The organism is Mycobacterium sp. (genome assembly GCF_049281135.1).
Classification (GTDB): Bacteria; Actinomycetota; Actinomycetes; order Mycobacteriales; family Mycobacteriaceae; genus Mycobacterium.
Window position 1 is genome coordinate 1 of sequence record NZ_JBAPRN010000618.1, and the last position, 7,505, is coordinate 7,505.

At 66.0% G+C, this 7,505-nt stretch carries 6 protein-coding genes and 1 pseudogene; 6 read left to right on the top strand and 1 reads right to left on the bottom strand.

The window, feature by feature from the left end; all coding sequences use genetic code 11:
- The first annotated feature begins 10 nt into the window (after window positions 1-10).
- Window positions 11-1,237 (top strand): mannose-6-phosphate isomerase, class I, encoded by a 1,227-nt coding sequence (gene manA / locus WAN02_RS24360; RefSeq protein ID WP_422267210.1) that lies wholly within the window; start codon window positions 11-13, stop codon window positions 1,235-1,237.
- Here manA and WAN02_RS24365 read toward each other — a convergent pair.
- Window positions 1,232-2,626: an FAD-dependent oxidoreductase gene (locus tag WAN02_RS24365; RefSeq protein ID WP_422267220.1), complete on the bottom strand. Its 1,395-nt coding sequence runs from the start codon at window positions 2,624-2,626 to the stop codon at window positions 1,232-1,234. The two genes, manA and WAN02_RS24365, sit on opposite strands and share 6 nt — an antisense overlap.
- A 31-nt stretch (window positions 2,627-2,657) precedes the next feature.
- Here WAN02_RS24365 and WAN02_RS24370 point away from each other — a divergent pair, with 31 nt between their 5' ends.
- The 5 genes and pseudogenes from WAN02_RS24370 to WAN02_RS24390 form a co-directional block, all read left to right on the top strand.
- A complete protein-coding gene (locus tag WAN02_RS24370; protein WP_422267212.1) occupies window positions 2,658-4,139 on the top strand; it encodes an amino acid permease in 1,482 nt (493 codons plus the stop codon).
- An 89-nt stretch (window positions 4,140-4,228) separates the two neighbouring features.
- The gene (locus tag WAN02_RS24375; protein WP_422267214.1) at window positions 4,229-5,476 is read left to right on the top strand and encodes an alkane 1-monooxygenase; all 1,248 of its coding nucleotides are present in this window, start codon (window positions 4,229-4,231) and stop codon (window positions 5,474-5,476) included.
- A 67-nt stretch (window positions 5,477-5,543) separates the two neighbouring features.
- Complete coding sequence (locus WAN02_RS24380; protein WP_422267216.1) at window positions 5,544-5,726, top strand: rubredoxin; 183 nt, start codon at window positions 5,544-5,546, stop codon at window positions 5,724-5,726.
- A gap of 135 nt (window positions 5,727-5,861) precedes the next feature.
- Window positions 5,862-6,461: pseudogene (locus WAN02_RS24385) on the top strand (TetR/AcrR family transcriptional regulator); the annotation flags it as partial.
- A gap of 222 nt (window positions 6,462-6,683) precedes the next feature.
- A partial coding sequence (locus tag WAN02_RS24390; RefSeq protein ID WP_422267218.1) for an adenosylhomocysteinase occupies window positions 6,684-7,505 on the top strand: 822 nt, incomplete at its 3' end.

Below are 7,505 nucleotides of genomic sequence, written 5' to 3' on the forward strand. Positions count from 1 at the left end.
GTTATAGACAGTGCAGTTGCTACGTGGAGCGATACGGACGTACGCGTGGGGGTCACGGACCGCCATCGCGGAGTTCACTGGTCGCCCGGTACCGGCCGCCCATCCCGAAGCCGAGCTCTGGCTCGGGGCAAACCCGGGCGACCCGGCCTTCCTCGAAGAACCCGGCGGCGAAGTCTCGCTGTTGCAGGCGGTGGTCGACGATCCCGAAGGGCAACTGGGCGCCGCGGCTCGTGCCCGGTTCGGCGATGCGCTGCCTTTCCTGCTCAAGGTGCTGGCGGCCGAGGAGCCGCTGTCGCTGCAGGCGCACCCCAGTTCCGAGCAAGCCGCCGAAGGGTACCGGCGCGAGGAACGCCTCGGCATCCCGGTGAACTCGCCGGTGCGTAATTACCGCGATTCCAGCCACAAGCCCGAGTTGTTGGTGGCGCTGCAGCCATTCGAGGTGCTGGCGGGCTTCCGTCCCGCGGCCCACACCATCGAGCTGCTGCGGGCCTTGGCGGTGTCCGACCTGGATCCGTTCATCGATTTGCTGAACGACCAATCCGACGCCGACGGACTGCGGGCGTTGTTCACCACCTGGATCACCGCCCCGCAGCCCGACGTCGACGTGCTGGTGACCGCGGTACTGGATGGCGCAATCAACTACTTGAGTTCGGGCGCAACGGAATTCGCGGCCGTAGCCAAGACCGTGCTGGAGCTAGGTGAGCGGTATCCCGGCGACGCCGGCGTACTGGCCGCGCTGCTGCTGAACCGGATAACGCTCGGTCCCGGCGAGGGGATCTTCTTGTCGGCCGGCAACCTGCACGCCTACTTGCGCGGCGTCGGCCTAGAGGTGATGGCCAACTCCGACAACGTGTTACGGGGTGGCCTGACTCCCAAGCACGTCGACGTTCCGGAGCTGCTGCGAGTCCTGAACTTCAACCCGACCACCGAATCTCAACTGCGTGCCCAGACGCATCCGGATGGACTGGCGTCGTTCTACGACACGCCCACCGCCGAGTTCGCGGCGTCCATGCTCACGTTGGGTGACGACCAGATCGGCCACGAAGTCGATGCCCCGTCGCGCCACGACGGTCCACAGATCCTGCTGTGCGTCGAAGGTGCCACGGTGGTGCACGGCAAAGCCGGGACGCTGACGCTCACTCGTGGCGCCGCCGCCTGGGTGGCCGCCGACGACGGTCCCGTCCGGCTCGTCGCGCACGAGCCGACGAAGATCTTCCGGGCAACCGTCGGCCTATGAGTGATGCGGCGCCAGCGCGCCGCGGCGTTCCGGCCGTCCAGCTCGACGCTCGGCGCGCCAGAGTCGCATGTTGTGCCGAATAGTGCGACCGACCAGCCTCGCCGACGGGACCATGTACAGGCTGTCCAGTAACGAGAACCGGCGCAAAAACCATTCGGCGAGAACAGGATCGGTCTCGGCCGCCCCGAGGAACTGGTCGAACAGATTGCCCACCGGGCCGAACCACCACGGCTTGTCCCCGGTCGCGTGGTGAAAGGTGAGGTCGCCGATCGCCGTCATCGTCCACACCGGATACGTCGACTTCGCGGTGGCCCGATTCACCCGGCGCACCAGGTCTTCGCCCGCCCCGTCGGCCAGCGCACGGCGCAGGTGACCGGCCTGCAGCGAGGTCATCGTCATGCCCTGGCCATACGTGGGATCGAAACTGGCCACCGCGTCGCCCAGCGGGAGAATCCCGGCTGGAAACCGCTCCAACTCGTGGTACCGGCGCCACCGGCTGACCGGGTAGCGGTGGAAAGCCACCTCGCCGACGGGCTCGGCCCGCTGCAGCGCGGTGGCGATTCGTTCGGGCAGCAGCGTCTTGGCCAGCGCCAGCATTTCGGGAAAGGTATGCGGCGGTTCGACTTTGGCGACGCCGAAGGTTGTCAGTGTCCAGGTGCCATCCTCGTAGCCGAGTAGGCCCAGCCCCCGCGGCTGCTCCCGCGACGCGCCGGCAACGATCACCCGTTCACGGATCGCGCCGTCGGGCAGCCGAAGCTGGTGTGACGCATAGCCGATGCCAACGTCGACCGTCTTCTCGGGCGGACGCTGAAATCCCCACTGCTCCAGCCACACCGGCAGCCGCGTGCCGCGGCCGGCGGCGTCGACGACCAGGTCGGCGGCGACGAAGTCGGGCTCGTCGGCGTCGCTGTCCAGCAACACCCCGGTCACTCGTTGCGCATCGAAGCGTGGTTGCGCCACCGAGCGATGCTGGATGTCGACGTTGGCGATGTTGCGTACCCGGCGCCGGATCTGCCATTCCAGCTGCGGGCGGCTGGGCACGTAGGCGGTGAACTGATCGCGCAGTGTCTGTCCGGTGCCCAGCACGTGGCCGGCCGCGCCGAAATGGATGCAGTCCGGCCGGTTTTCCAGAATGGGAACGCCGGCGGCCACCATGCCGTCCAGCAGACCGGGGAACAACCCGTCGAATTCCATCGCCCCGCGCGCCATCAGCAGATGAACGTGACGGCCCTGCGGGACCGCGGTGCGGTTGCTGGGGGTGGCCGGCAGCTCGTCGCGCTCGAACACCGTCACCCGGTCGTAGAAGTCGGACAGCACCCGCGCCGCACACAATCCGGCGATGCTGGCGCCGATGACGACGGCGTGCCCCCGGGAATTCTCCCCACCCATCCGGCCACCGTACTCGGTACTGTCCGGGTCCATGGCTGATCGCTGGCGTACCAAATCGATCGAACAATCGATTGCCGATACCGACGACCCGGATACCCAGCTGCGCAAGGATTTGAGCTGGTGGCATCTGTGCGTGTTCGGGGTGTCGGTGGTGATCGGGGCCGGCATTTTCACCGTCACCGCCTCTACCGCGGGTGACATCACCGGGCCCGCGATCTGGATCTCGTTTCTCATCGCGGCGATCACCTGCGGGCTGGCCGCGCTGTGCTACGCCGAATTCGCGTCGATGCTGCCCGTGGCGGGCAGCGCCTACACGTTCTCCTACGCGACCTTCGGCGAATTCGTGGCCTGGACCATCGGCTGGAACCTCGTCCTGGAACTGGCGATCGGCGGCGCCGTCGTCGCCAAAGGCTGGTCCAGTTACCTGCAAACGGTGCTCGGATTAGCCAGTGGCACAGTCAATGTCGGGCCGCTGAAGCTGGACTGGGGTGCGTTGGTGATCGTGGCGTTGGTGGCCACGCTGCTCGCACTGGGCACCAAGTTGTCGTCGCAATTCTCGATGGTGGTGACCGCGATCAAGGTCGCGGTGGTGGTGCTGGTGATCGTCGTCGGCGCCTTCTACATCAAGGCCGCGAACTACTCGCCGTTCATTCCGCCGCGCGAGGCCGGCAACGCCGGCGGCGGGGTCGACCAGTCGTTGCTGTCGCTGCTCACCGGTGCGCACGGCAGCCACTACGGCTGGTACGGCGTGCTCGCCGGGGCCTCGATCGTGTTCTTCGCGTTCATCGGATTCGACATCGTGGCCACGATGGCCGAGGAGACCAAGAACCCGCAACGCGACGTCCCGCGGGGGATCCTGGCCACGTTGGGCATCGTGACCGTGCTCTACGTGGCGGTGTCAGTGGTGCTGTCCGGCATGGTCTCCTACACCCAGTTGAAGACCACCCCCGATGGCCACCATGCCAACCTGGCCACCGCCTTCGCCGTGAACGGCGTGCGGTGGGCCTCCGGGATCATCTCGATCGGCGCGTTGGCCGGCCTGACCACTGTGGTGATGGTGCTCCTGCTCGGTGGATGCCGGGTGCTGTTTGCCATGGCGCGCGACGGGTTGTTGCCGCGACAGCTGGCCAAGACCGGTTCGCACGGAACCCCGGTGCGCATCACCGTGCTGGTGGCGTTGCTGGTCGGCGCCACCGCCTCGGCGTTTCCGACGGACAAGCTCGAGGAAATGGTCAACGTCGGCACCTTGTTCGCGTTCCTGCTTGTCTCCGCCGGCGTCATCGTGCTGCGACGCAGCCGCCCGGACCTGCCGCGCGGATTTCGTGCGCCGTTGGTGCCGCTACTGCCGATCGCCTCGGTGTGCGCGTGTGTCTGGCTGATGGTCAATCTGACCGTCGTGACCTGGATTCGATTCGGCGTGTGGATGTTCGCAGGGGTTTTCATCTACCTGGGCTATGGACGCCGGAAATCGGTTCTGGCCTGGCGTGCTGCCGGCGAGCTCGTAGGCGACTGACGCCGACGCGATTCAAGCGACTTTACAAACATAGGCTCTGTGTCTAGACAAAGGACGCAAGAGGCACTAATGTCCAATCTCAAGGTGTTATGGCTCACAAGGAGGTTGGCGATATGACCGCGGCATTAGGTCCAAATACAAGGGTGTGGCAGGACAAGAAGCGCTACCTGTGGCTGATGGGACTGATCGTCCCGACGCTGCTACTGACGATCCTGCCGTTCGTCTGGGCGATGAATCAGGCCGGCTGGCAGACCGCATCACAAGTGCTGTTCTGGATCGGACCGATCCTGCTCTACATCCTGCTGCCGGTCCTTGACCTGCGGTTCGGAGCCGACGGGCAGAACCCTCCCGACGAGGTGATGGAGTGGCTGGAGAACGATAAATATTACCGCTACTGCACCTACGCCTTCATCCCGTTCCAGTTCGTCAGCCTGATCCTGGGGGCGTACCTGTTCACCGCGTCGAACCTGAGCTGGCTGGGGTACGACGGGCCGTTGAGCTGGCCGGCCAAGATCGGCCTCGCGTTGTCGGTGGGCGCGCTGGGCGGCGTCGGCATCAACACCGCTCATGAGATGGGGCACAAGAAGGATTCGCTGGAGCGTTGGCTGTCCAAGATCACCCTCGCGCAGACCGGCTACGGCCACTTCTACATCGAGCACAACCGCGGCCACCACGTCCGGGTGGCGACACCGGAAGACCCCGCGTCAGCCCGGTTCGGTGAGACGTTCTGGGAGTTCTTGCCGCGCAGCGTCTTTGGCAGCGCGAAGTCGGCCTGGCGGCTGGAGGCTCAGCGGGTGCGCCGGCAGGGCGGAAACCCGTGGAACCCCAAGACGTATCTGTCCAATGACGTCATCAATGCCTGGTTGATGACCGTCGTGCTGTGGGGCGTGCTGATCGCGGTGTTCGGCCCGGCGCTGATCCCGTTCCTGATTGTCCAGGCGGTCTTCGGCTTCAGCCTGCTGGAGTCGGTCAACTACCTCGAGCACTACGGCCTGTTGCGGAACAAAAACGACAACGGCCGGTACGAGCGCTGCACGCCGGAGCACAGCTGGAATTCCGACCACATCGTCACCAACCTGTTCCTGTACCACCTGCAGCGGCACAGTGATCACCACGCCAACCCGACCCGGCGCTACCAGACGCTGCGCAGCATGGACGGGTCACCGAACTTGCCGAGCGGTTACGCGGCGCTGATCGGGTTGACCTACTTCCCGCCGCTGTGGCGCAGGTTGATGGACCACCGGGTGCTGGCGCACTACGGCGGCGACATCACCCGGGTCAATGTGCAACCACGCCTGCGCGAGAAGATGCTGGCCCGGTACGGGGCCGCGGCCTGACGACTGCCTACCGCAGCTCAGGCTGCGACTACGTCTAGCCCGACTTCGAAATTCTGGAGGTAAGGAAATGAGCGACTACAAACTGTTCGTCTGCGTGCAGTGCGGCTTCGAATACGACGAGGCCAACGGGTGGCCGGAGGACGGCATCGCGCCCGGCACCCGCTGGGACGACATCCCCGAAGACTGGAGCTGCCCGGACTGCGGCGCGGCGAAGTCCGACTTCGAGATGGTCGAAGTCGCCCGCTCGTGACACCCACCGCCGGCGACGATGCAGAGTGAAGCGATGAGGTGGCTGCACCTCCCGCTTGCGGGGGAGTTCGGCGCGGTGGCAAATAGCGCGACCATTCCGAGCGCCGCGTCACACAGCAGTGGCGCGGGAGGCGTTATGGTCGCGCGTATGCGAAGGGTCCCGTACGCCGAGGCGTCGCGGGCCCTTCTGCGTGATTCGGTGCTCGACGCGATGCGCGAGCTGCTAGGCAGTCGGGACTGGTCGGCGATCACGCTGGCCGACGTGGCCCGCGCCGCGGGCATCAGCCGGCAGACCATCTACAACGAGTTCGGATCGCGGCACGGCCTGGCCCAAGGCTACGCGCTCCGGCTGGCCGACCGTCTGGTGGATGCCGTCGAAGACGCCATCTACGCCAACGTCGGCGACGTCTATGCGGCCTTCCTGCAAGGCTTTCGGGCGTTTTTCGCCGACTCGGCAGCCGACCCGCTGGTGATATCGCTGCTGACCGGGGTAGCCAAACCCGACCTGCTGCAGATCATCACCACCGACAGCGGGCCGATCATCACGCACTGCTCGGCCCGCCTGACGTCGTCGTTCGTGCACAGCTGGATGCGCGCCAGCGAGGAAGACTCCGGAATGATCGCGCGCGCCATCGTTCGACTGGCCATGAGCTACGTGTCGATGCCGCCGGAGGCCGACCACGACGTGGCCGCTGACCTGGCACGACTCATGACGCCGGCGGCCGAGCGGTACGGCGAGCTTCGCGACGATGCGGGCTCGTGGGGCCCGGGGAGGAGCGGAGCCGGAGGTTTGGGCCGGGAGGACTTCGACTCGGAGGCCCGGGGTGGTACCACCGGCGGGCCGGGCGAAGCCAACTAATAGGCTTGTCGGATCCAACTCAACCTGTGTCGCAGCCGCGAGCGCGGCGCGACTAATATGTAACCAAGCTAATTAGTTGACCGAAGGAATGGGTAGTAGATGACGACGACCGAACAGCAGCTGACTCCCGACGTGGTGAACGGGCTCGATTTCAAAGTGGCCGACCTGTCGCTGGCTGACTACGGCCGTCGCGACATCGAGCTCTCCGAGCAGGAAATGCCGGGTCTGATGTCGCTGCGCCGGGAATACCACGACGTCCAGCCGCTCAAGGGGGCCCGTATCTCGGGTTCGCTGCACATGACCGTGCAGACCGCGGTGCTGATCGAGACGCTCACGGCGCTGGGCGCCGAGGTCCGTTGGGCCTCCTGCAACATCTTCTCCACCCAGGACCACGCCGCCGCCGCGGTGGTCGTCGGCCCGCACGGCACCCCCGAGAAGCCACAGGGTGTGCCGGTGTACGCGTGGAAGGGCGAGACCCTCGAGGAGTACTGGTGGGCCGCCGAGCAGATTCTGACCTGGCCCGATGAGCCGGCCAACCTGATCCTGGACGACGGTGGCGACGCCACCATGCTGGTGCTGCGTGGCGCGCAGTACGAGAAGGCCGGCGTGGTCCCGCCCGATGAGGAAGACGACTCTGCTGAGCACCGGGTATTCCTGAGCCTGCTGCGTAAGCGCCTCGAGACCGACAAGGACAAGTGGACCAAGATCGCCGCGTCGATCAAGGGCGTCTCCGAGGAGACCACCACCGGCGTGCTGCGGCTCTACCAGTTCGCCGCCGCCGGCGACCTGGCCTTCCCCGCGATCAACGTCAACGACTCGGTCACCAAGTCGAAGTTCGACAACAAGTACGGCTGCCGCCACTCGCTGATCGACGGCATCAACCGCGGCACCGATGTGCTGATCGGCGGCAAGAAGGTGCTG